This window comes from Streptomyces liliifuscus, from assembly GCF_016598615.1.
Taxonomy (GTDB): Bacteria; Actinomycetota; Actinomycetes; order Streptomycetales; family Streptomycetaceae; genus Streptomyces; species Streptomyces liliifuscus.
Genome location: NZ_CP066831.1, coordinates 8,833,672 through 8,857,422 on the forward strand (window position 1 = coordinate 8,833,672; position 23,751 = coordinate 8,857,422).

The 23,751-nt window shown below is 70.0% G+C and carries 21 protein-coding genes; 14 read left to right on the forward strand and 7 right to left on the reverse strand.

All coding sequences use genetic code 11. The annotated features are described in order from the left end of the window. Window positions 1-113: 113 nt before the first annotated feature. The 8 genes from ruvC to JEQ17_RS38185 all read left to right on the forward strand — a co-directional run bounded on the left by ruvC (window position 114) and on the right by JEQ17_RS38185 (window position 9,540). The gene (ruvC, locus tag JEQ17_RS38150) at window positions 114-755 is read left to right on the forward strand and encodes a crossover junction endodeoxyribonuclease RuvC (RefSeq protein WP_200399492.1); all 642 of its coding nucleotides are present in this window, start codon (window positions 114-116) and stop codon (window positions 753-755) included. Continuing rightward, entirely contained in the window at window positions 752-1,360 is a 609-nt protein-coding gene (gene ruvA, locus JEQ17_RS38155; protein WP_200399493.1) for a Holliday junction branch migration protein RuvA, read from the forward strand. The genes ruvC and ruvA overlap by 4 nt, the downstream gene beginning before the upstream one ends. Before the next feature lie 136 nt (window positions 1,361-1,496). Further along, window positions 1,497-2,567 (forward strand): Holliday junction branch migration DNA helicase RuvB, encoded by a 1,071-nt coding sequence (gene ruvB / locus JEQ17_RS38160; protein WP_200399494.1) that lies wholly within the window; start codon window positions 1,497-1,499, stop codon window positions 2,565-2,567. A gap of 163 nt (window positions 2,568-2,730) precedes the next feature. Next, complete coding sequence (gene yajC / locus JEQ17_RS38165) at window positions 2,731-3,228, forward strand: preprotein translocase subunit YajC (RefSeq protein WP_055614438.1); 498 nt, start codon at window positions 2,731-2,733, stop codon at window positions 3,226-3,228. Window positions 3,229-3,369: 141 nt separating this feature from the next. Continuing rightward, entirely contained in the window at window positions 3,370-5,127 is a 1,758-nt protein-coding gene (gene secD, locus JEQ17_RS38170; protein ID WP_200399495.1) for a protein translocase subunit SecD, read from the forward strand. A 1-nt stretch (window position 5,128) separates the two neighbouring features. Further along, on the forward strand, window positions 5,129-6,259 hold the full coding sequence (gene secF, locus JEQ17_RS38175; protein ID WP_200399496.1) for a protein translocase subunit SecF: 1,131 nt from the start codon (window positions 5,129-5,131) through the stop codon (window positions 6,257-6,259). After that, on the forward strand, window positions 6,256-6,795 hold the full coding sequence (locus JEQ17_RS38180) for an adenine phosphoribosyltransferase (protein WP_200399497.1): 540 nt from the start codon (window positions 6,256-6,258) through the stop codon (window positions 6,793-6,795). Before secF ends, JEQ17_RS38180 begins: the two co-directional genes overlap by 4 nt. 219 nt (window positions 6,796-7,014) lie before the next feature. Beyond that, the gene (locus JEQ17_RS38185) at window positions 7,015-9,540 is read left to right on the forward strand and encodes a RelA/SpoT family protein (RefSeq protein WP_200399498.1); all 2,526 of its coding nucleotides are present in this window, start codon (window positions 7,015-7,017) and stop codon (window positions 9,538-9,540) included. Between the two features lie 69 nt (window positions 9,541-9,609). Here JEQ17_RS38185 and JEQ17_RS38190 read toward each other — a convergent pair whose 3' ends face one another. Together JEQ17_RS38190 and JEQ17_RS38195 are read right to left on the reverse strand one after the other, a co-directional pair. Continuing rightward, a complete protein-coding gene (locus JEQ17_RS38190; RefSeq protein ID WP_200399499.1) occupies window positions 9,610-10,839 on the reverse strand; it encodes a DUF349 domain-containing protein in 1,230 nt (409 codons plus the stop codon). A 135-nt stretch (window positions 10,840-10,974) separates the two neighbouring features. Further along, window positions 10,975-11,814: a peptidylprolyl isomerase gene (locus JEQ17_RS38195; protein WP_200399500.1), complete on the reverse strand. Its 840-nt coding sequence runs from the start codon at window positions 11,812-11,814 to the stop codon at window positions 10,975-10,977. 170 nt (window positions 11,815-11,984) lie between these two features. Here JEQ17_RS38195 and JEQ17_RS38200 point away from each other — a divergent pair, with 170 nt between their 5' ends. Both JEQ17_RS38200 and hisS read left to right on the forward strand, forming a co-directional pair. Continuing rightward, window positions 11,985-12,701, forward strand: a complete 717-nt coding sequence (locus tag JEQ17_RS38200; RefSeq protein WP_200399501.1) for an MBL fold metallo-hydrolase — start codon at window positions 11,985-11,987, stop codon at window positions 12,699-12,701. 11 nt (window positions 12,702-12,712) lie between these two features. After that, complete coding sequence (gene hisS, locus JEQ17_RS38205) at window positions 12,713-13,975, forward strand: histidine--tRNA ligase (RefSeq protein ID WP_200399502.1); 1,263 nt, start codon at window positions 12,713-12,715, stop codon at window positions 13,973-13,975. Window positions 13,976-14,194: 219 nt separating this feature from the next. On the opposite strand, the gene JEQ17_RS38210 is transcribed toward hisS, so the two are convergent. Genes JEQ17_RS38210 through JEQ17_RS38225 form a run of 4 tightly spaced genes read right to left on the reverse strand, consistent with a single transcriptional unit; the run spans window position 14,195 to window position 17,746 of the window. Beyond that, window positions 14,195-14,818: a response regulator gene (locus JEQ17_RS38210; RefSeq protein WP_200399503.1), complete on the reverse strand. Its 624-nt coding sequence runs from the start codon at window positions 14,816-14,818 to the stop codon at window positions 14,195-14,197. Further along, the gene (locus tag JEQ17_RS38215; RefSeq protein WP_200399504.1) at window positions 14,815-16,086 is read right to left on the reverse strand and encodes a sensor histidine kinase; all 1,272 of its coding nucleotides are present in this window, start codon (window positions 16,084-16,086) and stop codon (window positions 14,815-14,817) included. The genes JEQ17_RS38210 and JEQ17_RS38215 overlap by 4 nt, the downstream gene beginning before the upstream one ends. After that, on the reverse strand, window positions 16,044-16,883 hold the full coding sequence (locus JEQ17_RS38220) for an ABC transporter permease (protein WP_200399505.1): 840 nt from the start codon (window positions 16,881-16,883) through the stop codon (window positions 16,044-16,046). Before JEQ17_RS38220 ends, JEQ17_RS38215 begins: the two co-directional genes overlap by 43 nt. Beyond that, the gene (locus JEQ17_RS38225; protein ID WP_200399506.1) at window positions 16,880-17,746 is read right to left on the reverse strand and encodes an ABC transporter ATP-binding protein; all 867 of its coding nucleotides are present in this window, start codon (window positions 17,744-17,746) and stop codon (window positions 16,880-16,882) included. Before JEQ17_RS38225 ends, JEQ17_RS38220 begins: the two co-directional genes overlap by 4 nt. A gap of 139 nt (window positions 17,747-17,885) precedes the next feature. Here JEQ17_RS38225 and JEQ17_RS38230 point away from each other — a divergent pair, with 139 nt between their 5' ends. From JEQ17_RS38230 to rpsD, 3 genes are all read left to right on the forward strand, one after another. Continuing rightward, a complete protein-coding gene (locus tag JEQ17_RS38230) occupies window positions 17,886-18,533 on the forward strand; it encodes a vitamin K epoxide reductase family protein (protein WP_200399507.1) in 648 nt (215 codons plus the stop codon). Window positions 18,534-18,625: 92 nt separating this feature from the next. Then, window positions 18,626-19,978: a replication-associated recombination protein A gene (locus JEQ17_RS38235; RefSeq protein WP_200399508.1), complete on the forward strand. Its 1,353-nt coding sequence runs from the start codon at window positions 18,626-18,628 to the stop codon at window positions 19,976-19,978. 345 nt (window positions 19,979-20,323) lie between these two features. After that, window positions 20,324-20,938 carry a 30S ribosomal protein S4 gene (rpsD, locus tag JEQ17_RS38240; RefSeq protein WP_200399509.1) on the forward strand — a complete coding sequence of 205 codons (615 nt, stop codon included), beginning with the start codon at window positions 20,324-20,326 and terminating at the stop codon, window positions 20,936-20,938. A gap of 33 nt (window positions 20,939-20,971) precedes the next feature. On the opposite strand, the gene JEQ17_RS38245 is transcribed toward rpsD, so the two are convergent. Next, a complete protein-coding gene (locus JEQ17_RS38245) occupies window positions 20,972-23,149 on the reverse strand; it encodes an ATP-binding protein (RefSeq protein WP_200399510.1) in 2,178 nt (725 codons plus the stop codon). Between the two features lie 135 nt (window positions 23,150-23,284). Here JEQ17_RS38245 and JEQ17_RS38250 point away from each other — a divergent pair, with 135 nt between their 5' ends. Continuing rightward, on the forward strand, window positions 23,285-23,749 hold the full coding sequence (locus tag JEQ17_RS38250) for a DUF948 domain-containing protein (protein ID WP_200399511.1): 465 nt from the start codon (window positions 23,285-23,287) through the stop codon (window positions 23,747-23,749). Window positions 23,750-23,751: the final 2 nt, after the last annotated feature.

Below are 23,751 nucleotides of genomic sequence, written 5' to 3' on the forward strand. Positions count from 1 at the left end.
GCCCGTCGCTTTGTCGGGCGTCGCTGGTGAGCGATGTCGGTGGCACCCGATAGCCTGCACGAACTGGGGGTACCTCCCAGCGGTGGCCGGGGGAGATCGAAGGAGGGGCAGGGGTGCGGGTACTGGGCGTTGACCCCGGACTGACCCGGTGCGGTGTCGGTGTGGTCGAAGGTGTCGCAGGCCGGCCCCTGACCATGCGCGGCGTCGGTGTCGTACGCACGCCCGCCGACGCGGAGTTGGGGCAGCGCCTCGTCGCCATCGAGCAGGGCATCGAGCAGTGGCTCGACGAGCACCGGCCCGAATTCGTCGCTGTGGAGCGGGTGTTCAGCCAGCACAACGTCCGTACGGTGATGGGCACGGCCCAGGCCAGCGCGGTCGCCATGCTGTGCGCCGCCCGGCGCGGGATTCCCGTGGCCCTGCACACGCCGAGCGAGGTCAAGGCCGCCGTCACCGGTAACGGCCGCGCCGACAAGGCCCAGGTCGGTGCCATGGTCACCCGGCTCCTCCGGCTCGACGCACCCCCGAAGCCCGCCGACGCGGCGGACGCCCTGGCCCTCGCGATCTGCCACATCTGGCGCGCGCCCGCGCAGAACCGCCTGCAGCAGGCCGTCGCCCAGAACCGGCTCCAGCAGGCCGCCGCCCTGCACGCGTCGAAACTCGCCTCGCAACAAGCACCGGGCCGCGCGGCGACCGACGGACCGAACCACGCACCGCCCCACGCACCGCCCCACGCACCGAAAGGCCGTACCGCATGATCGCCTTCGTCAGCGGCCCCGTCGCCGCCCTCGCGCCAGACTCCGCGGTGGTCGAGGTGGGCGGCATCGGCATCGCGGTCCAGTGCACACCGAACACGCTCTCCGGACTCCGCATGGGCCGGCCCGCCAAGCTCGCCACCTCCCTCGTCGTACGGGAGGACTCACTGACGCTGTACGGCTTCGCCGACGACGACGAGCGGGGGACCTTCGAGCTGCTGCAGACCGCGAGCGGAGTAGGCCCGCGCCTGGCCCAGGCCATGCTCGCGGTGCACAGCCCCGACGCCCTGCGCCGCGCGGTGTCCACCGGTGACGAGAAGTCCCTCACCGCCGTCCCGGGCATCGGCAAGAAGGGTGCCCAGAAGCTCCTCCTGGAGCTCAAGGACCGCCTCGGCGAGCCCCTCGGCACCGGCGGTCAGGCCATCGGCACGCCCGTCACGGCCGGCTGGCGCGAGCAGCTGCACGCCGCGCTGATCGGCCTCGGGTACGCGACCCGCGAGGCCGACGAGGCGGTCTCCGCGGTGGCGCCGCAGGCGGAGGCGGCCGGGACGCCGCAGATCGGCCAGCTGCTGAAGGCCGCCCTGCAGACCCTCAACAGAGCGCGTTGAGCTCCGCGGGAGGTGCGGTCGTGAAACTGCGGGTCCGCTGTGGCTGGTCGCGCAGTTCGCCGCGCCCCTCCGGTGCGCGGCCCCGCCCGCCCCATGCCCGTACGACCCGGACCCACTACCTCGCGAGGCACAGCACATGAACTGGGACGACACGGCCGACGACGACACCGCCGAGCGGCTCGTCGGTGCGTCCGCCGATCATGAGGAGCAGGCCGTCGAGGCCGCCCTGCGTCCCAAGGACCTCGGCGAGTTCATCGGCCAGGAGAAGGTCCGCGAGCAGCTGGACCTCGTCCTGCGGGCCGCACGCGCGCGTGGCGCCACCGCCGACCACGTCCTGCTCTCCGGCGCCCCCGGCCTCGGCAAGACCACCCTGTCGATGATCATCGCCGCCGAGATGGAAGCCCCCATCCGCATCACCAGCGGCCCCGCCATCCAGCACGCGGGCGACCTCGCCGCGATCCTCTCCTCCCTCCAGGAGGGCGAGGTCCTCTTCCTCGACGAGATCCACCGCATGTCGCGGCCCGCCGAGGAGATGCTCTACATGGCGATGGAGGACTTCCGCGTCGACGTGATCGTCGGCAAGGGCCCCGGCGCCACCGCCATCCCGCTCGAACTGCCGCCCTTCACGCTCGTCGGAGCCACCACGCGCGCGGGCCTGCTGCCGCCCCCGCTGCGGGACCGCTTCGGCTTCACCGCCCACATGGAGTTCTACGAGCCCGCCGAGCTGGAGCGCGTCATCCACCGCTCGGCGAACCTGCTGGACGTCGAGATCGACACCGCGGGCGCCGCCGAGATCGCGGGCCGCTCACGCGGCACACCCCGTATCGCCAACCGCCTCCTGCGCCGCGTCCGCGACTACGCCCAGGTCAAGGCCGACGGCTTCGTCACGCGCGAGATCGCCGGCGCCGCCCTCGCCGTCTACGAAGTGGACAGCCGGGGCCTCGACCGCCTGGACCGCGGTGTCCTCGAAGCGCTGATCAAGCTCTTCGGCGGCGGCCCGGTCGGTCTGTCCACGCTCGCCGTCGCCGTGGGGGAGGAGCGCGAGACCGTGGAGGAGGTGGCCGAGCCCTTCCTCGTCCGTGAGGGGCTACTGGCCCGTACGCCCCGCGGGCGGGTGGCGACACCGGCGGCGTGGGCGCATTTCGGCCTCACCCCGCCCCGGCCGTCAACCGGTGGAAACGGACAACAGGACCTGTTCGGGGCGTGACGGCGAGGGGGCTCGCGGGGTCAGGAACCCCGGTGCCATGCTGAGCGTTGTTCCTTGACGGCGGACTCGCTTAGACTCCGCCGATGCCGCCTTTGCCGGCGGCGCACATACCCCATCCATCAGGCCGCTCACCATCGCGGTCGAATGAAGGAAGTTCCGTCCCGTGAGTCTCGTGACCCTCCTCCCGTTCATCGTGCTCATCGGGGCCATGTTCCTGATGACCCGGTCGGCCAAGAAGAAGCAGAATGCGGCTGCGCAGATGCGCAACGACATGCAGCCCGGCTCCGGCGTCCGCACGATCGGTGGCATGTACGCAACGGTGAAGGAGGTCAACGAGGACACGGTCCTCCTTGACGCGGGCCCGGGAGTCGACCTGCTCTTCGCGAAGAACGCGATCGGCGCGGTCCTCAGCGACGACGAGTACAACCGCCTCGTTCACGGCATCGAGCACGACCTCAAGGAAGACGAGTCCGTCGTCCCGGACGACGCCTCCTCCCTCACCGAGACCGACGAGCCCGCCGACGCTTCCGACGACAAGCCCATCGACCTCGGCAAGAAGGACGCGGCAGACGAGCCCGTCGAGGAGTCCGCGGACGCGGAGCCGAAGAAGGCCGATGAGGCTGACCTGAAGAAGTCCGACGGCGAGTCCGACGCGAAGTAGTCATGACCGGGGACCGCGGAGTGCGCCGCTCGCGCGCCGCGGTCCCCGGGACGTGTGGCTTCGCACGGAATCTCGACACCATTCATGCCCGTCCGCGCAGGTACTTCGGTCACCGGGCGGACGAAGAGGGAGAACGAGAAGGTGGCAGCACCTAAGAAGGGCCGACAGGGCACCCAGGGCAGGCCGGGGCGCACCTTGGCCCTGATCCTGATCGCCATCGTGGCGCTCACCGGCGGCATGTTCGCCTCCGGACACTCGACGCCGCGCCTCGGCATCGACCTCGCCGGCGGTACGAGCATCACGCTCCAGGCGAAGAACGAGCCGGGCCAGAAGAACGCGATCAACCCGACCAACATGAACACCGCGGTCGACATCATGAACCGCCGTGTCAACGGTCTGGGCGTCACCGAGGCGGAGGTGCAGACCCAGGGCGACAGCAACATCATCGTCAACATCCCCAAGGGCACCAACTCCGAGCAGGCCCGGGAACAGGTCGGCACCACCGCCAAGCTCTACTTCCGTCCCGTCCTGACCACCGAGGTCTCCGGTGGGGACCCGGCGGCCAGCCCCTCGCCGAGCGCCTCCAGCAGCGCCTCCACGGGTTCGGACAAGGACACAGACAAGGACAAGGCCACCGACAAGGCCACCTCGTCCGCGTCGCCCTCGGCGACTTCCAGCACGCAGGGCCGTGCGGTCACCGACGCGCTGAAGGCCGACCCCACCCCGTCGGGCAGCGGTTCCGCCTCGTCCAGCCCGTCCGCCTCGCCGTCCGCGAGCACCGACCCGGCGACCGCCAAGCTCCAGGCGGAGTACACCGCACTGGACTGCACCAAGAAGACGGTCCGCGCGAAGGCCGGTGACGGCGCCAAGGCCAGCGACCCGACCGTCGCCTGTGGTCAGAACTCCCAGGGCCAGTGGCAGAAGTACATCCTCGGCCCGGCCGAGGTCGAGGGCACGGACGTCGACAAGGCCTCGGCCCTGTTCGACACCCAGGGTGCCGCGGGCTGGAAGGTCACCATGGACTTCACGTCCAAGGGAGCCAAGAAGTTCGCGAGCATCACGGGCAAGCTGGCGCAGAACCAGTCCCCGCAGAACCAGTTCGCCATCGTCCTCGACGGTGAGGTCGTCTCCGACCCGTACGTCAGCCAGGCGCTGACCGGCGGCAGCGCGGAGATCTCCGGCAGCTTCAAGCAGCAGGAGGCCGAGGACCTGGCCAACATGCTGTCGTACGGCGCGCTGCCGCTCACCTTCACGGAGGCGAGCGTCGACACCGTCACCGCCGCGCTCGGCGGCGAGCAGCTGGAGGCCGGTCTGATCGCCGGCGCCATCGGTCTGGCGCTGGTCATCATCTACCTGGTGGCCTACTACCGGGGTCTGTCGCTCATCGCCATCGCCTCGCTGCTGGTCTCCGCGGTCATGACCTACGTGATCATGTCGCTGCTCGGCCCGGCCATCGGCTTCGCCCTGAACCTGCCGGCGGTCTGCGGCGCCATCGTGGCCATCGGCATCACGGCGGACTCGTTCATCGTGTTCTTCGAACGCATCCGTGACGAGATCCGCGAGGGCCGTACGCTGCGGCCCGCGGTCGAGCGCGGCTGGCCGCGCGCCCGGCGCACCATCCTGGTCTCCGACTTCGTGTCGTTCCTCGCCGCAGCCGTGCTCTTCGTCGTCACGGTCGGCAAGGTCCAGGGCTTCGCTTTCACACTGGGTCTGACCACCCTGCTCGACGTGGTCGTCGTCTTCTTCTTCACCAAGCCGCTGATGACGATCCTCGCCCGCAAGAAGTTCTTCGCGGAGGGCCACAGCTGGTCCGGCCTCGACCCGAAGCGACTGGGCGTCCAGCCGCCGCTGCGCCGCACCCGTCGCGTGTCCGCTCCCGTCGACACGAAGGAGGCCTGAGATGTCGAAACTCGGCACCCTCGGCGCCCGGCTCCACCGCGGCGAGATCGGCTACGACTTCGTAGGCAAGCGCAAGCTCTGGTACGGCATCTCCATCCTGATCACCATCACGGCCATCGTCGGCCTGGCGGTGCGCGGCCTGAACATGGGCATCGAGTTCCAGGGCGGCGCCGTCTTCACCACCGAGAGGACCAGCGTCTCGGTGAGCCAGGCCGAGACGTACGCGGAAGAGGCCTCCGGCCACGACGCGATCGTCCAGAAGCTCGGCAACGGCGCACTGCGCATCCAGATCGCCGGCATCGACACCGGCAAGTCCGACCAGATCAAGCAGGAACTCGCCAAGGACCTGAAGGTCAACCCGGAGAAGATCAACGCCGCCCTGGTCGGTCCCAGCTGGGGTGATCAGGTCGCCAACAAGGCCTGGCAGGGCCTGGCGATCTTCCTGGTCCTGGTCGTGATCTATCTGGCCATCGCCTTCGAGTGGCGTATGGCGGTGGCCGCGCTCGTGGCGCTCATCCACGACATCACCATCACGGTCGGTGTCTACGCCCTGGTCGGCTTCGAGGTCACCCCGGGAACGGTGATCGGTCTGCTGACGATCCTCGGTTACTCGCTCTACGACACGGTCGTCGTCTTCGACAGTCTCAAGGAGCAGACGAAGGACATCACCAAACAGACCCGCTGGACCTACAGCGAGATCGCGGACCGCTCGATCAACGGCACCCTGGTGCGTTCCATCAACACCACGGTGGTCGCGCTGCTCCCGGTCGGCGGCCTGCTGTTCATCGGTGGCGGCGTGCTCGGCGCGGGCATGCTCAACGACATCTCGCTGTCGCTGTTCGTCGGCCTCGCGGCCGGTGCGTACTCCTCGATCTTCATCGCCACGCCGCTCGTCGCCGACCTCAAGGAGCGCGAGCCGCAGATGAAGGCCCTCCGCAAGCGCGTGCTCGCCAAGCGCGCCGCGGCCGCCGCGAAGGGCGAGTCCCTGGAGGCCCCGGTCGTCGACGACGGCTATGACGAGGACCACGAAGACGCCGACGCGACGCCCGCGGTCGTCGGACCGCGTGCCCAGCGTGCCCAGCCGTCGTCCCGTGGCAGGGGGCGCGGCCGGCCGTCCGGGAAGCGCCGATGACCGGCATCGAGGAGCTGCTGCTCAGCCGCATCCGTGACGTCCAGGACTATCCGGAGCCGGGAGTGACGTTCAAGGACATCACCCCGCTCCTGGCCGACCCGGCGGCGTTCACGGTGCTCACCGACGCGCTGGCCGAGATCAGCGTCCGCAGCGGCGCCACGAAGATCGTGGGCCTGGAGGCCCGCGGCTTCATCCTGGGCGCGCCCGTCGCGGTCCGCGCCGGGCTCGGCTTCATCCCCGTACGCAAGGCGGGCAAGCTCCCCGGAGCGACGCTCGGCCAGACGTACGACCTGGAGTACGGCTCCGCCGAGATCGAGGTGCACGCTGAGGACCTGAGCGCGGACGACCGCGTCATGGTCGTCGACGACGTCCTCGCCACCGGCGGCACCGCCGAGGCCTCGCTCCAGCTGATCCGGCGGGCCGGTGCCCGGGTCGCCGGCGTCGCCGTCCTCATGGAGCTCGGGTTCCTGGGCGGCCGCGCCCGGCTTGAGCCGGCCCTGGAGGGCGCCCCGCTGGAGGCGCTGCTCAAGGTCTGAGCAAAACCCCCCTGAGCAACCCCTGAGGCACCCGCAGGACACCCCTGAGGCACCTGCAGGACACCGCGGAGGCGGGCCCGGAGGAATCCGGTGCCCGCCTCTCGCGTTTCTCCCGTAGAAGGCGGTCTCACCGGCCGAAGGCGAGTCCGGAGCCCAGGATCGCTACCATGGGGTCTCCGGAGCCTGACCGGGGACCCGGATCGCGCACGAGGAGTCCTCTTGCCAGACGAGGCCCAGCCACTCACCGCCGCCAAGCCCGAGAAGTCCGCGGCGCCCGCAGGCACGCCCGCACCGCCCGCGAGCGCGCCCGCGAAGAACGGCTCCGCCGAGCCCGCGGCCGGAGCCAAGGCGGCCGAGCGGCCACGCCCCGAGCCGGCCGCCCCCGAGCGTCAGGCACCCGCGTCCGCGGCCCGTCCCACGGCCGGCCAGCCCGCACGCTCCGGCGGCGGCTCCTCCAACCGCGTGCGCGCCCGGCTGGCCCGTCTCGGAGTCCAGCGGTCCAACCCGTACAACCCGGTCCTGGAGCCCCTGCTGCGGATAGTGCGCAGCAACGACCCGAAGATCGAGACGTCCACGCTCCGCCAGGTCGAGCGCGCCTACCAGGTCGCCGAGCGCTGGCACCGCGGCCAGAAGCGCAAGAGCGGCGACCCGTACATCACGCACCCGCTCGCCGTGACGACGATCCTCGCCGAGCTGGGCATGGACCCGGCCACGCTCATGGCGGGCCTGCTGCACGACACCGTCGAGGACACCGAGTACGGCCTGGACACCCTCAAGCGGGACTTCGGCGACCAGGTCGCGCTGCTCGTCGACGGCGTCACCAAGCTCGACAAGGTCAAGTTCGGCGAGGCCGCGCAGGCCGAGACCGTCCGCAAGATGGTCGTCGCCATGGCCAAGGACCCGCGCGTCCTGGTCATCAAGCTCGCCGACCGTCTGCACAACATGCGCACGATGCGCTACCTCAAGCGCGAGAAGCAGGAGAAGAAGGCCCGCGAGACGCTGGAGATCTACGCTCCGCTGGCGCACCGCCTGGGCATGAACACCATCAAGTGGGAGCTGGAGGACCTCGCCTTCGCGATCCTCTACCCCAAGATGTACGACGAGATCGTGCGCCTGGTCGCCGAGCGCGCCCCCAAGCGCGACGAGTACCTCGCCATAGTGACCGACGAGGTCCAGTCCGACCTGCGCGCGGCCCGCATCAAGGCGACCGTCACCGGCCGCCCGAAGCACTACTACAGCGTCTACCAGAAGATGATCGTCCGCGGCCGTGACTTCGCGGAGATCTACGACCTGGTGGGCATCCGAGTCCTCGTCGACACGGTCCGCGACTGCTATGCGGCGCTGGGCACGGTCCACGCCCGCTGGAACCCGGTTCCGGGGCGGTTCAAGGACTACATCGCGATGCCCAAGTTCAACATGTACCAGTCGCTGCACACGACGGTGATCGGTCCGAACGGCAAACCGGTCGAACTCCAGATCCGTACGTTCGACATGCACCGCCGCGCCGAGTACGGCATCGCCGCGCACTGGAAGTACAAGCAGGAGCCGTCCGCCGGCGCCTCCAAGGTGCGCACGGACGCGCCCAAGGGACTCGGCAAGGACAAGGACGCCGTCAACGACATGGCGTGGCTGCGCCAGTTGCTCGACTGGCAGAAGGAGACCGAGGACCCCAGCGAGTTCCTGGAGTCCCTGCGCTTCGACCTGTCCCGCAACGAGGTCTTCGTCTTCACGCCGAAGGGCGACGTCATAGCGCTCCCGGCCGGGGCGACGCCGGTGGACTTCGCGTACGCGGTCCACACGGAGGTCGGCCACCGGACCATAGGAGCGAGGGTCAACGGACGCCTCGTACCGCTCGAATCCACCCTGGACAACGGCGACCTGGTCGAGGTCTTCACCTCGAAGGCCGCCGGCGCGGGCCCGTCCCGCGACTGGCTGGGCTTCGTGAAGTCCCCGCGCGCCCGCAACAAGATCAGGGCCTGGTTCTCCAAGGAGCGCCGCGACGAGGCGATCGAGCAGGGCAAGGACGCCATCGCGCGCGCCATGCGCAAGCAGAACCTGCCGATCCAGCGCATCCTCACCGGCGACTCGCTGGTCACGCTCGCGCACGAGATGCGCTACCCCGACATCTCGTCCCTGTACGCGGCGATCGGCGAGGGCCATGTGGCCGCGCAGAACGTGGTGCAGAAGCTCGTCCAGGCGCTCGGCGGCGAGGAGGCGGCCACCGAGGAGATCGACGAGAGCGTCCCGCCCGCCCGCGGCCGCGGCCGCAAACGCCGGTCGAACGCCGACCCGGGCGTCGTCGTCAAGGGCGTCGACGACGTGTGGGTCAAGCTCGCCCGCTGTTGTACGCCCGTGCCCGGCGACCCGATCATGGGCTTCGTCACGCGCGGCAGCGGCGTATCGGTCCACCGCACCGACTGCGTCAACGTCGACTCGCTGTCCCGCGAACCCGAGCGCATCCTCGAGGTCGAGTGGGCGCCCACCCAGTCCTCGGTCTTCCTGGTCGCCATCCAGGTGGAGGCGCTGGACCGCTCACGGCTCCTGTCGGACGTCACCAGGGTCCTGTCCGACCAGCACGTCAACATCCTGTCGGCGGCCGTCCAGACGTCCCGCGACCGGGTGGCCACCTCCCGCTTCACCTTCGAGATGGGCGACCCGAAGCACCTGGGCCACGTCCTGAAGGCGGTCAGGGGAGTCGAGGGCGTGTACGACGTGTACCGGGTGACATCGGCGCGCAGACCGTAATCGGGCACTACGTAGAGGGGCTTCACGTACGTCACGTACGGAAGCCCCTCTACGTAGAAGCGGAAAAACTCAGCCGCCGAACTCCTGCAGACCCTTCAGAGCCTGCTCAAGGAGCGCCTGGCGGCCGTCGAGCTCCTTCTGGAGCTTGTCCGCCCGCGCGTTGTTGCCGGAGGACCGCGCAGACTCGATCTGGCCCCGGAGCTTGTCCACGGCCGCCTGGAGCTGCCCGGTCAGACCCTCGGCACGCGCGCGTGCCTCCGGGTTCGTCCGGCGCCACTCGGCGTCCTCGGACTCCTGGAGGGCCCGCTCCACCGTGTGCATCCGGCCCTCGACCTTCGGGCGGGCGTCACGCGGCACATGGCCGATGGCCTCCCACCGCTCGTTGATCGAGCGGAAGGCGGCCCGCGCCGCCTTCAGGTCGTGCACCGGGAGGAGCTTCTCGGCCTCCTCGGCCAGCTCCTCCTTGAGCTTCAGGTTCTCCGTCTGCTCCGCGTCCCGCTCGGCGAAGACCGAGCTGCGCGCCGCGAAGAACACGTCCTGGGCACCGCGGAAACGGTTCCACAGATCGTCCTCGTGCTCGCGCTGGGCACGGCCCGCGGCCTTCCAGTCCGCCATCAGCTCGCGGTAGCGGGCGGCCGTCGGACCCCAGTCCGTCGAGCCGGACAGCGACTCGGCCTCCGCGACCAGCTTCTCCTTGGTCTTGCGGGCCTCCTCGCGCTGCGCGTCGAGCGACGCGAAGTGCGCCTTGCGGCGCTTGGAGAACGCCGAGCGCGCGTGCGAGAAGCGGTGCCACAGCTCGTCGTCGGACTTCCGGTCGAGCCGAGGCAGACCCTTCCAGGTGTCCACGAGCGCCCGCAGCCGCTCACCGGCGGCCCGCCACTGGTCGGACTGGGCCAGCTCCTCCGCCTCGGTGACCAGCGCCTCCTTGGAGTGCCGGGCCTCGTCGGACTGCTTCGCCCGCTGGGCCTTGCGCTCCTCGCGGCGTGCCTCGACCGTCTCGACGAGCTTGTCCAGCCGTACCTTCAGCGCGTCCAGATCCCCGACCGCGTGGTGGGCGTCCACCTGCTCGCGAATGTGGTCGATGGCGATCTGGGCGTCCTTCGCGGACAGGTCGGTGGTCTTCACTCGTCGCTCGAGGAGGCCGATCTCCACGACCAGGCCCTCGTACTTGCGCTCGAAGTAGGCCAGTGCCTCGTCGGGAGAACCGGCCTGCCAGGAACCGACGACCTGCTCGCCGTCGGCCGTACGCACGTACACGGTCCCCGTCTCGTCGACGCGGCCCCATGGGTCGCTGCTCACAGCGCCTCCTCCACATGATGCCTGCGTGGGGCTGCTTTGCCCCCGGGCATCGTCCACAGTTTCGTCACGGCCAACATAGGCGACCGGCGGGGCGGCTGTCCGCATCCCGCGCGACCGAAATTTCGCTGCTGGAGGTCAGGATTTCGTTACGGTCGCCTTGTCGATCACGACGGTCGCATTGGGTGCGCCGTCGCCCTGGCCAGTGCTCTCGCCGGCCTTGGCGATTTTCTCCATGACCTTCATGCCCGATTCGGAAATAGTGCCGAACGGTGTGTAGTTGGCCGGCAACGGACTGTCCTGGTACACGAGGAAGAACTGGCTGCCGCCGGAGTTGCGGCCTTCCTTCGTCTGCGCGTTGTACTGGTTGGCCATCGCCACCGTGCCCGCCGGATACACGCCGCCCTTGAGGCGCTTGTCCTTGAGGTTCTCGTCCGGAATCGTGTAGCCGGGACCGCCCATGCCGGTGCCCTGCGGGTCGCCGCACTGCAGCACGAAGATGCCGTTCGTGGTCAGGCGGTGGCACTTGGTGTGGTCCAGATAGCCCTTGCCCACCAGGAAGTTGAACGAGTTCACGGTGCGCGGGGCCTTCGAGGCCGGCATGTCGATGTCTATCGTGCCGCAGGTCGTCTGCAGCTTCATCGTGTAGTCCGCCGACTTGTCGACGGTCATCGCCGGCTCCTTCTTGTAGCTCAGCGACTTCACCTTGCCCGCCGCGGCCTTCTCGCAGGGGTCCGGTGCCTTGCTGGGCGCGGAGGGGCTCGGGCTGGCCTCGGCCGCCGCGTCCGACTTGTTGTCGTCGCTCTTGAAGACCCCGGTCGCGTACGACACCACGCTGCCCACGACGACGACGCCGAGGACCGACGCGATCACCGCGTTGCGAGCGTGGGCCTTGCGCCGAGCGGACGTGCGCCGCTGCTGTTGCCGCAAGAACTTCTCCCGGGCGAGCTGACGCCGCCGCTGTTCCTGGGTGACCACCGGGTTATCTCCTCATGCGTCTCGTACGTCAGGTGGGACGCGTGCGTCTGTTGAGCCGACCGCCTGCGTGTGACCCGTACCGTATATGGGTTCGCTGTGGTTCCGGCAGCGCCGGTAGGCTCTGATCCACAGCCAGGCCATTCCCCTGTACGACATACCGAAGGACGAACGTGCTCATTGCCGGGTTCCCCGCCGGGGCCTGGGGCACCAACTGTTATCTGGTCGCCCCCGCCGCAGGCGAGGAGTGCGTGATCATCGACCCGGGCCATCAGGCCGCCCAGGGAGTCGAGGAAGCGCTGAAGAAGCATCGGCTCAAGCCCGTCGCGGTCGTCCTCACCCATGGCCACATCGACCATGTCGCCTCGGTCGTCCCGGTGTGCGGAGCGCACGACGTACCGGCGTGGATCCACCCCGAGGACCGGTACATGATGAGCGACCCGGAGCGGGCGCTCGGCCGTTCCATCGGGATGCCGCTGATGGGCGAGCTGACCATCGGGGAGCCGGACGACGTGAAGGAGCTGACGGACGGCGCCGCGCTGAAGCTGGCCGGTCTCGACTTCTCCGTCGCGCACGCGCCCGGCCATACGAAGGGGTCGGTGACGTTCCGGATGCCCGAGAACACGGAGATCCCGTCCGTGTTCTTCTCCGGGGATCTGCTCTTCGCCGGCTCCATCGGACGCACCGACCTGCCCGGCGGCTCCCACACCGAGATCCTCGACTCGCTGGCCCGTGTGTGCCTGCCGCTCGACGACTCGACCGTGGTGCTGTCCGGCCACGGCCCCCAGACGACCATCGGCCAGGAGCGCGCCACCAACCCGTACTTGCGGCAGGTGGCGGCGGCCGGCCCGGGAGCGGACCCGACCTCCGCTCCTCGACGAGGAATGTGACGAGACTTCCCGTGAGCACCTTCAAGGCCCCCAAGGGCACGTACGACCTGATTCCGCCGGACAGCGCGACGTTCCTCGCGGTGCGCGAGGCGATCGCCGCGCCCCTGCGGAACTCCGGTTACGGATACATCGAGACGCCCGGATTCGAGAACGTCGAACTCTTCGCGCGCGGGGTCGGTGAGTCCACCGACATCGTGACCAAGGAGATGTACGCCTTCGAGACCAAGGGCGGTGACCAGCTGGCGCTGCGCCCCGAGGGCACGGCCTCCGTGCTGCGCGCCGCCCTCGAAGCCAACCTGCACAAGGTGGGCAACCTCCCCGTCAAGCTCTGGTACTCCGGCTCGTACTACCGCTACGAGCGCCCCCAGAAGGGCCGTTACCGCCACTTCTCGCAGGTCGGCGCCGAGGCGATCGGGGCCGAGGACCCGGCGCTGGACGCCGAGTTGATCATCCTGGCCGACCAGGCGTACCGCTCGCTCGGGCTGCGGAACTTCCGGATCCTCCTCAACTCGCTGGGCGACCAGGAGTGCCGGCCCGTCTACCGGGCCGCGCTCCAGGACTTCCTGCGGGGGCTGAACCTGGACGAGGAGACGCTCCGGCGGGCCGAGATCAACCCGTTGCGGGTTCTCGACGACAAGCGGGACGACGTCCAGAAGCAGCTGGTGGGCGCCCCGCTGCTGCGGGACTATCTCTGCGACTCGTGCAAGGCGTACCACGAGGAGGTGCGCGAGCTGATCACGGCCGCCGGTGTCTCCTTCGAGGACGATCCGAAGCTGGTCCGCGGGCTGGACTACTACACCCGCACCACCTTCGAGTTCGTGCACGACGGTCTCGGTTCGCAGTCCGCGGTCGGTGGCGGCGGTCGCTATGACGGCCTGTCCGAGATGATCGGCGGCCCTGCGCTGCCGTCCGTCGGGTGGGCCCTCGGGGTCGACCGTACGGTCCTCGCGCTGGAGGCCGAGGGTGTGTCCCTCGAACTGCCCGCGTCCACCAGTGTGTTCGCGGTGCCGCTCGGGGACGAGGCTCGGCGGGTGCTGTTCCGGGTGGTGACCGAGTTGCGCAGGAACGGGGTCGCGGCCGACTTCTCCTACGGTGGCAAGGGGCTCAAGGGGGCCATGAAGAACGCCAACCGTAGTGGCGCCCGCTACACCGTCGTCGCCGGTGAGCGTGACCTCGCCGAAGGCGTCGTCCAGCTCAAGGACATGGAGTCCGGCGAGCAGGTCGCCTTCGGCGTGAACGAGATCGTGGCGGAACTGGAATCCCGGCTGAGCTGAGCGGCGACGGGCTGGGGCTTGCGTTTCCTCGCCCCCGCCGCCCCTACCCGTCCCGTCCCTGGGGGCTCCGCCCCCAGACCCCCGTATCGCGCTGACGCGCTCGTCCTCAAACGCCGGACGGGCTGAAAATCAGCCCCTCCGGCGTTTGAGGAGCGGGGGTTCGGGGGCCGGCCCCCGAAAGGGACGGGAATGGGTAGGGGCGGCGGGGGCGAGAGATCCTCAGTCGAGGAGACCGAATCGCATCGCGTACGTCACCGCCGCCGTGCGGTCGGTCACCCCCAGTTTGCCGAACGCTCGCAGCAGATGCGTCTTCACCGTCGACTCGCCGATGAAGAGCCGACGCCCGATCTCCGAGTTCGTACAGCCGTCCGCGACCAGCCGCAGAACGGCAACCTCCCGCCCGGACAACCGCGGCCGCTCCGACTGCGTACGGAGCCGGTCGACCAGCCGGGCGGCAACGGCCGGTGCCAACACGGTCTCGCCCCGCGCGGCGGCCCGTACCGCGTCCGCCAACGCCCCACGCGGCAGATCCTTGAGGAGATAGCCCGCGGCCCCGGCCTCGACGGCCCGCAGGATGTCCCGGTCGGTGTCGTACGTGGTGAGCACGATGACGCGGCACGGCAGCCCCGCCTCCGTCATCCGGAGGATCGAGTCGACACCCCCGCCACCGGGCATCCGCAGATCCATGAGGACGATGTCGGGCCGCAACTCGGCGGCGAGGGCCTCGGCCTGCGGCCCGCTGGAGGCGTCGGCGACGACTTCGAGGTCGGGCTCGGCGCTGAGCATCGCGCGCAGGCCCTCGCGTACGACGGGATGATCGTCGGCGAGGACGATCCGGATCACGGGGTACTCCTTTCGGGTGTGGGTGGTACCGGCAGCCGGACGGTGATCGTCGTGCCGTCGCCGGGGGCGCTGTGCACCCGGGCGGTCCCGCCCACCTCGGCGGCCCGTGCGCGCAGCCCAGCGAGCCCGTAGCCAGGGGCCGGTGCCATCGGGTCGAAGCCGCACCCCTCGTCGCGTACGGACACGGTGAGCGCCGCGTCGGCGTACGTGAGCGCGACACTGACCGGAGCCGAACTCCCCGCGTGTTTGCGGGCGTTGGCGAGTGCCTCCTGGCAGGAACGGAGGACCACGACCTCCGGCCCGGCGGGCAGCGCGCGGACGGGGCCGGAGACGGTCACCGACGCCCCGTGGCGCGCGGCGAGCCGGCGCAGCGCGTCCGGCAGTGAGGCGCCGTCGAGGTCGGCGGGCGTGCCACCGGCGACGAGGGCCCGAGCCTCGGCGAGACTCTGCCGCGCGGTCTCGTCCATCAGGGCCAGATGGCGGCGGGCCTGTGCCACGTCGGAGCGGTCCAGCTCGGCCTCGACCGCCTGAGTCAGCATCAGCAGACTGGTGAAGCCCTGCGCGAGCGTGTCGTGGATCTCCCGGGAGAGGCGTTCGCGCTCGGCCAGCGCGCCATGTGCTGCCGAGAGCCTGGACAGTTCATGGCGGCTGGCGTCCAACTCGGCGATGAGATCGGCCCGTTCCCGGCTCTGCTCGATGACACGGATGATCCAGCTGCCGATGGCCGCCGAGAAGACGACACTGACCACCGCGGAGACGGAGTTGACGAAGAGGATCCGCGGTCCCGGCCGCCAGAGCAGCGACCAGCCCACCACCGGCACGACGTTGATGACGAGCACGGCCGCCATCGCCCAGCGCATCCGCAGCGCCATGAAGCACTGCGGGATGAGGGCGAAGGTCAGCACCCGGGTCTCGCCGACCATGATGCCGGGCGGCAGGAAGAGGAGGACCGCCCCGGCGACATAGCCGAGGGACCGCCGCTCGTCCCGGCCCTCGGCCAGCAGGACCGGCCGTCCCACCAGCACGTACCAGGGAACGAGGAGCGCGAGCAGGCCGATGGTGACCAGTCGCACCGGTCGTCCCGGATCCGCCGCGCCCAGCACGAACACCACTGTGGCCGCCCACACCACCGCGAAGTACGGATCCCAGAGCCGGAAGGTCCGTTCCCAGACGTTCGGTCCCGCGGGCCCTGCCCCTGACGCGTCGCACGATTCCACCGCGGCGCTCACCGGTCGCGCTCGCTCTTCCAGCGGAAGGTCAGCAGGCACAGCAGCAATCCTCCGACGCACCAGGCCCCCAACACCAGGGCCACGCGCCCGAACTCCCAGCTCCCCGCCTGTTCGAGGACCTGCGCCGACTCCGGCAGGAACACCCCGCGCAGGCCCTGGCACATCCACTTCAGCGGGAACAGCGCGCCGATGTCGAGCATCCAGTCGGGGATGGTGCCGACGGAGATGTACACGCCGGAGATGAACTGCAGGACCAGGAAGGGGAGTACGACCACGGACGTGGCGCTCTTGCCGGAGCTGGGGACCGAGCTGATCGCGATGCCCAGCAGGGCGCACGCGGTCAGACCGAGGACGAAGATCCATGCGAAGTCGAACCACTTCCCGGCGCTCGAAGGCAGCTCCACGTCGTACAGCGTCGTACCGACGACGAGCATGACCGCCGTCTCCAGGACACCGGTGACCAGGACCAGCCAGATCTTCCCGAGGAAGTACGCGGCCGGGGGCATCGGTGTGCCGCGCAGCCGGCGCAGCACCTTCTCGTCCCGCTCGATCGCGATCGACGTACCGAGCGACTGGAAGCTGGTGGTCATGATGCCCGCGGCCATCATCGCGGGGACGTACAGCTGCGAGGCCGTGATGCCCGCGCCCGCCACGTCATCGCTGAAGATCGACGCGAAGAGGAACAGGAAGACGATCGGGAAGGCGAAGGTGAACACCGCCTGGTCGCGCTGGCGGAAGAACAGTCTGATCTCCAGGGCGCCCCGATGGAGGCCCAGTCCCCAGGCTGCGGGGAGCTGTCCGGTGGCGGCCCCGGACCGTACGGAGGTCGTGGTCATGGTGCCGCCTCCTGCCCGGTCAGCCGTAGGTAGACGTCCTCCAGGGTGGGGCGGCTCACCCGCAGTCCCGGGATCTCTCCGTCGAAGCGGCGCATCAGCCCGGCGATCGTGCGCGTGGGCGTTCCGGTGTGTTCGCGACCCTGGGTGCCGTCGGGTTCCGTCCATTGGACGGTGGCCTCGGTGCCGTACCGGTCGCGCAGGGTCGCCGGTTCTCCCTCGGCCACCACCTGCCCCTTCGCGATCACCGCGAGCCGGTGTGCGAGTGCCTCCGCCTCCTCCAGGTAGTGCGTGGTCAGCAGGATCGTCGTGCCCTCGGCGGACAGCTTCCGGATCAGGTCCCAGAACCGGCGGCGGGCTCCCGGGTCGAAGCCGGTCGTGGGCTCGTCCAGGAGCAGCAGTTCGGGGTCGCCGATCACACCGAGCGCCACGTCGAGCCGTCGCCGCTGACCGCCCGACAGCGCCTTGATCCGGCTGCCCGCCTTCTCCTCAAGACCCACCAGGCCGATGACCTCATCCGGGTCGCGCGGCCTCGCGTAGTAGCGCGCGAAATGCCGCACGGTCTCCCGGACCGTCAACTCGGCGGGTGCGGATTCGTCCTGCCAGACGATGCCGACTCGCGAGCGCCACGCGCGCGTGCCCGTCGATGGATCCGAACCCAGGACCGAGACGTCACCCGCGTCCCTGGAACGGTTGCCCTGGAGGATCTCCACGGTGGTGCTCTTGCCCGCTCCATTGGGTCCGAGCAGGCCGAAGACCTCGCCCCGCCGTATCCCGAGATCGATGCCGTCGACGGCGGTCACGTCCCCGTACCGCTTGCGCAGTCCTCGTACGTGCACCGCGAGTTCGTTCGCGTGTGCTGTCATGCCGTCGAGCGTCCCGCCGAAGCGAACGTTCCGGGACCACCGCGCGTACTTCCTTATGTCCATCGAACGGTGGACACGCGTGTGTGTGCGGCACAATGACCGTGCCCGGAAGGCCCCCTCAAGCTACGGAAACGGCGTGATGAGCAAGACGACAGTCAGGGAAGGCATCAGCACCGACTCCCACGACCAGGAAGGCGCCGAGGCCCCACGGTCCGTGGGCGGCGGTCGTTTCCTCGCTGTTCTGCTGGTGATCACGGGCGCGGCCGGACTGCTGGCCTCCTGGGTCATCACCATCGACAAGTTCAAGCTGCTGGAGGACCCGAACTTCACCCCGGGCTGCAGCCTGAACCCGGTGGTCTCCTGCGGCAACATCATGAAGAGCGACCAGGCCTCCGCCTTCGGGTTCCCGAACCCGATGATGGGCCTCGTCGCGTACGGCATCGTGATCTGCGTCGGCATGAGCCTGCTCGGCCGTGCCACCTTCCCGCGCTGGTACTGGCTGACCTTCAACGCGGGCACGCTGTTCGGCGTCGGCTTCTGCACCTGGCTGCAGTACCAGTCGCTGTACAACATCAACTCGCTGTGCCTGTGGTGCTCCCTGGCCTGGGTCGCGACGATCATCATGTTCTGGTCCGTGACCTCGCACAACGTCCGCAACGGCTTCCTGCCCGCGCCGGGCTGGGTCAAGGGCTTCCTCGCCGAGTTCGCCTGGGTGCTGCCGGTCATGCACATCGGGATCATCGGCATGCTGATCCTCACGCGCTGGTGGGACTTCTGGACCAGCTGACGGATCGGCCGCCGGTGAACGACGTTCCGGCGGAACCGGTGAACTCCACCGGGCCGACGGCGTTGTCAGTGGCGTGACATAGGGTTTTGGACGTGGAGCCCGACCTGTTCACCGCCGCAGCCGAAGAACGCCAGGAGAAGGACCCGTCCAGCAGTCCCCTGGCCGTACGGATGCGCCCGCGCACCCTCGACGAGGTGGTGGGCCAGCAGCATCTGCTGAAGCCGGGCTCACCCCTGCGCAGACTGGTCGGTGACGGCGGAGGTCCGGCGGGCCAGTCCTCGGTCATCCTCTGGGGACCCCCGGGCACCGGCAAGACGACCCTGGCGTACGTGGTCTCCAAGGCCACCGACAAGCGTTTCGTGGAGCTGTCCGCGATCACCGCCGGTGTCAAGGAGGTCCGCGCGGTCATCGAGGGCGCCCGCCGTGCCACCGGAGGCTTCGGCAAGGAGACCGTCCTCTTCCTCGACGAGATCCACCGCTTCAGCAAGGCCCAGCAGGACTCCCTCCTCCCGGCCGTCGAGAACCGCTGGGTGACGCTGATCGCCGCGACCACCGAGAATCCGTACTTCTCGGTGATCTCTCCGCTCCTGTCCCGCTCACTGCTCCTGACCCTTGAACCCCTCACGGACGACGACCTGCGCGGACTGCTCCGCCGGGCCCTCGCCGACGAGCGCGGCCTCAAGGACGCCGTCACCCTCCCCGAGGACACCGAGGAACACCTGCTGCGGATCGCAGGCGGTGACGCCCGCCGCGCGCTGACCGCGCTGGAGGCCGCGGCCGGATCCGCGCTCGACAAGGGCGAGCCGGAGATCACCCTCCAGACCCTGGAGGAGACGGTCGACCGGGCCGCCGTGAAGTACGACCGCGACGGCGACCAGCACTACGACGTGGCGAGCGCCCTGATCAAGTCCATCCGCGGCTCGGACGTGGACGCCGCGCTGCACTACCTCGCCCGGATGATCGAGGCCGGCGAGGACCCCCGGTTCATCGCCCGCCGCCTCATGATCTCCGCCAGCGAGGACATCGGCCTGGCCGATCCGACCGCGCTGCCGACAGCCGTCGCCGCCGCCCAGGCCGTCGCCATGATCGGCTTCCCCGAGGCCGCGCTCACCCTCAGCCACGCCACCATCGCCCTCGCCCTGGCCCCGAAGTCCAACGCGGCGACGACGGCGATCGGCGCCGCCATGGAAGACGTACGCAAGGGCCACGCGGGCCCGGTGCCGATGCATCTGCGCGACGGGCACTACAAGGGCGCGGCCAAGCTCGGCCACGCGCAGGGGTACGTGTATCCCCACGACCTGCCCGAGGGAATCGCCGCCCAGCAGTACGCGCCCGAGGAGCTCAAGGACCGCGAGTACTACACCCCGACCCGCCACGGAGCCGAGGCGCGCTACGCGGACGCGGTGGAGTGGACCAGGAAGCACCTCGGTCGAGGGCGGTCCTGACCACCCTGTAGACTCCTCGAAGCGCTGCGTCCCGTGTCCGGCCTCCTGTAATAAGGCAGCCGACATCACCAGAACGGGACATCCAGCCGGAGCCCTCACCGCAAGGCGGGGATTCCAGGAGCGTCGCGCACCGTCGAAGGTGTCGCGGGCAGCCCACCACCCTCTCGGATTCCCGGGAATCGGTCGGTGGGCCACTCGCGTGCTGCACGTATGTGCCCAGCACAGGGAGCGGCTGCCCCGCAGGTCCGACCGACCGGACCCGCAGGGTTTCCCTGGCTGCGGATTGCGACCTCCCCTAACCCTGGTGAAGCCGTATTCGCATCAGAAACATGAGGTGTTTGGTTCATGCCGAACCAGTCCCGCCCCAAGGTCAAGAAGTCGCGTGCCCTCGGCATCGCGCTGACCCCGAAGGCTGTCAAGTACTTCGAGGCCCGCCCCTACCCGCCGGGCGAGCACGGCCGTGGCCGTAAGCAGAACTCGGACTACAAGGTCCGTCTGCTCGAGAAGCAGCGTCTGCGTGCGCAGTACGACGTGTCCGAGCGCCAGCTCGTCCGCGCCTACGAGCGTGCCGCCAAGACGCAGGGCAAGACCGGTGAGGCCCTGGTCATCGAGCTGGAGCGTCGTCTCGACGCCCTGGTTCTGCGTTCGGGCATCGCCCGCACGATCTACCAGGCCCGCCAGATGGTCGTTCACGGCCACATCGAGGTCAACGGTGGCAAGGTCGACAAGCCGTCGTTCCGCGTCAAGCCCGACGACGTCGTGATGGTCCGCGAGCGCAGCCGCGAGAAGCCGCTGTTCCAGGTTTCCCGCGAGGGCGGCTTCGCCCCCGACGGCGAGACCCCGCGTTACCTCCAGGTGAACCTCCGCGCCCTGGCCTTCCGCCTGGACCGCGAGCCGAACCGCAAGGAGATCCCGGTGATCTGCGACGAGCAGCTCGTCGTCGAGTACTACGCCCGCTGATCACCCTCAGCCGGATGTAGCACCACCTGTGCGTCAACCCGTCGTCTCCCCACCCTTGCGGGTGGGCGAGGCGGCGGGTTTTCGCATGTCGGGGGGTTCCGGCAGCCCGCGCGGCGGCGGCAGCGCACCGAGCAGCCGCGGCCGGGTGTGCCCGAGCGCCCGGCCCACCGCCGCCTGCCGGCCGAGCCGCGCACCCGCCCGTACGCACTCCTCGTACCGCTCGTCGCCCAGCCGTTCCCGGGCCGTCGCCTCGCACTGCTCGTGCGGGGCGTTGTAGTAGGCGGAGCCGAACAGCGGCAGGCCCACCGACGGCCACATCCGGGACGCGGAGCCCTGGAGGACCGCGGCCTCGGCGGCGTCGCCCTCCGCCGCCGTGATCAGCGCGAGCAGCTCCATCGCCAGGACCGTGCCGAGCAGGTCGTTGAAGACGTGGTTGATGTCCAGGCACTCGACCAGCAACTGCCGGGCGCCTGCCAGATCTCCCTCGGTCCAGGCCGCGTACGCCAGGACGTACAGCGCGTAGGCGAGGGTCCAGCGCTCGCCGTGGTCCGTACAGACGCGGCGCACGTCCTCGCACAGCCGGACCGCGCCCGGCAGATCGCCCTGGAAGGCCAGCGTCATCGCCAGCTCGACCTGGCCCATCAGCACATTGCTGTTGAGCTCGCCGATCTCGTGATAGCGGTCGAGCGCCGAACGCAGCAGTGTCTCCGCGCGGGCCATGTCGTCGGTGACCAGGGCAAGACAGCCGGTGCGGTGCTCGGCGTAGGCCAGCGCGAGGGGGTTGCCGCTGTCCTCCGCCTTCTCCCGGCACTCGGCGAGCGCGGCGAGCGCCGACACCGTGTCGCCCTGGAGGATCGCCACATAGCCGAGCACCCACAGCGCCTTCAGCCGCGAGCGCTCGTGCTCGGTGTCGAGGCGAACGGTCCGCTCCAGCCAGTGCCGCCCCTCCGACAGCCGGCCGCAGCCGACCCAGTAGAACCAGAGCGTGCCCGCGAGGTACTGGCCGAGATGGCCGCCGCCGGGCTCGGACAGACACTGCTCCAGGGCGCAGCGCAGATTCGGCAGCTCAGCCTCGACGCGCGCGGCCACCTCGCGCTGCCGGGGCGAGAACCAGTCGAGCTCGCACCAGGTGGCGAGCCCCATGTACCAGTCGCGGTGGCGCCGCCGCAGCCGAGCCGTGTCGTCCGTCGCCGCCAGCCAGTCGGTGCCGTACGCCCGGACCGTGTCCAGCATGCGGTAGCGCACACCGGCCCGGGTCTCCTCGCGGGTGACCACCGACTGCGCGAGCAACTCGCCCAGCACGTCGAGGATGTTGTCGGGGTGCAGGCCGTCGCCCCCGCACACGTACTCCACGGCCTCCAGGTCGAACTGCCCGGCGAACACCGAGAGCCTCGCCCACAGCAGCCGCTCCTCCGGTGTGCACAGCTCATGGCTCCAGCCGATCGCCGTCCGCAGCGTCTGGTGGCGGGGGAGCGCGTCACGCCCGCCACCCGTCAGCAGCCGGAAACGGTCGTCGAGCCGCGTCAGCAGCTGAGCGGGGGAGAGGGTCCGCAGCCGTCCCGCCGCCAGCTCGACCGCGAGCGGCAGGCCGTCGAGCCGGCGGCACAGTTCGTGCACGTCCGCGCGGTTGCCGTCATGGAGGGTGAACCCCGGAGTGCTCGCGGCCGCGCGGTCCGCGAACAGCTCGGCGGCCTCCCGCTCGGTCAGCGGCGCCAGCGGGAACAGCCGCTCGCCCTCCACCGCCAGCGGCCTGCGCCCCACGGCGAGCACCCGCAGCCCCGGCACCCGCCGCAGCAACTCGCCGACCAGCGAGGCACACGCGTCCACCAGATGCTCGAACCCGTCGAGTACGAGCAGGAGTTGACGCTTCGACAGATGGTCGAGCAGCACCTGGCGGGGCGGCCGGGACGTGTGGTCCGTCAGACCGAGGGCCTCCACGACCGCGTACTCGACGAGCTCCGCCTCCCGCACCGCGGCCAGCTCCACGCGCCACACCCCGTCGCGCGGCCGGGTTCTGGCCGCCGCACGCGCCGCGAGCCGTGACTTGCCGACCCCGCCGGGCCCCGTCACGGTGACCAGGCGTGCCGCACCGAGGGCCGCACCCAGCTGCGTGAGTTCGGCCGCGCGGCCCACGAACGCGTTGAGCTCCAGGGGCAGATTCCCGGCCCGGTGACCGCCGGCCCCCGCACCGGAACGCTGAGAACGTCGCATGGGGAACGGAGCGTACTCATCCGTAAGCACTCCGTACAATCGCTTCGTGCAACTCCGGCTCCGGCGGGCGGTAATCCGGTACGGAGCCCCAGCCCCGGCGCGATAGGCTCGGGGGACGACTTTTCGATGTTTTCGATGTTGAGGCACGATCCAGGGAGCGGGTGCGCAGTGTCCGGTGGAGAGGTGGCCGGGATCCTGGTGGCCGTCTTCTGGGCGATCCTGGTCTCCTTCCTCGCGGTGGCACTCGCGAGGCTGGCCCAGACGCTCAGGGCGACCACCAAGCTCGTCGCGGACGTGACCGACCAGGCCGTCCCGCTCCTGGCAGACGCCTCCTCGGCCGTGCGCTCCGCACAGACCCAGATCGACCGGGTGGACGCCATCGCGTCGGACGTCCAGGAGGTCACGTCGAACGCGTCGGCGCTCTCCACGACCGTCGCGTCCACGTTCGGCGGCCCGCTCGTGAAGGTCGCGGCGTTCGGCTACGGCGTGCGCCGGGCCATCGGCCGCCGCGAGGACGCGCCCGCCAAGCCCGCGCGACGTACCGTGATCGTGGGCCGCACCGTCCCGTCGGCGCGACGGGGAAAGCGGAAGAAGGACTGACG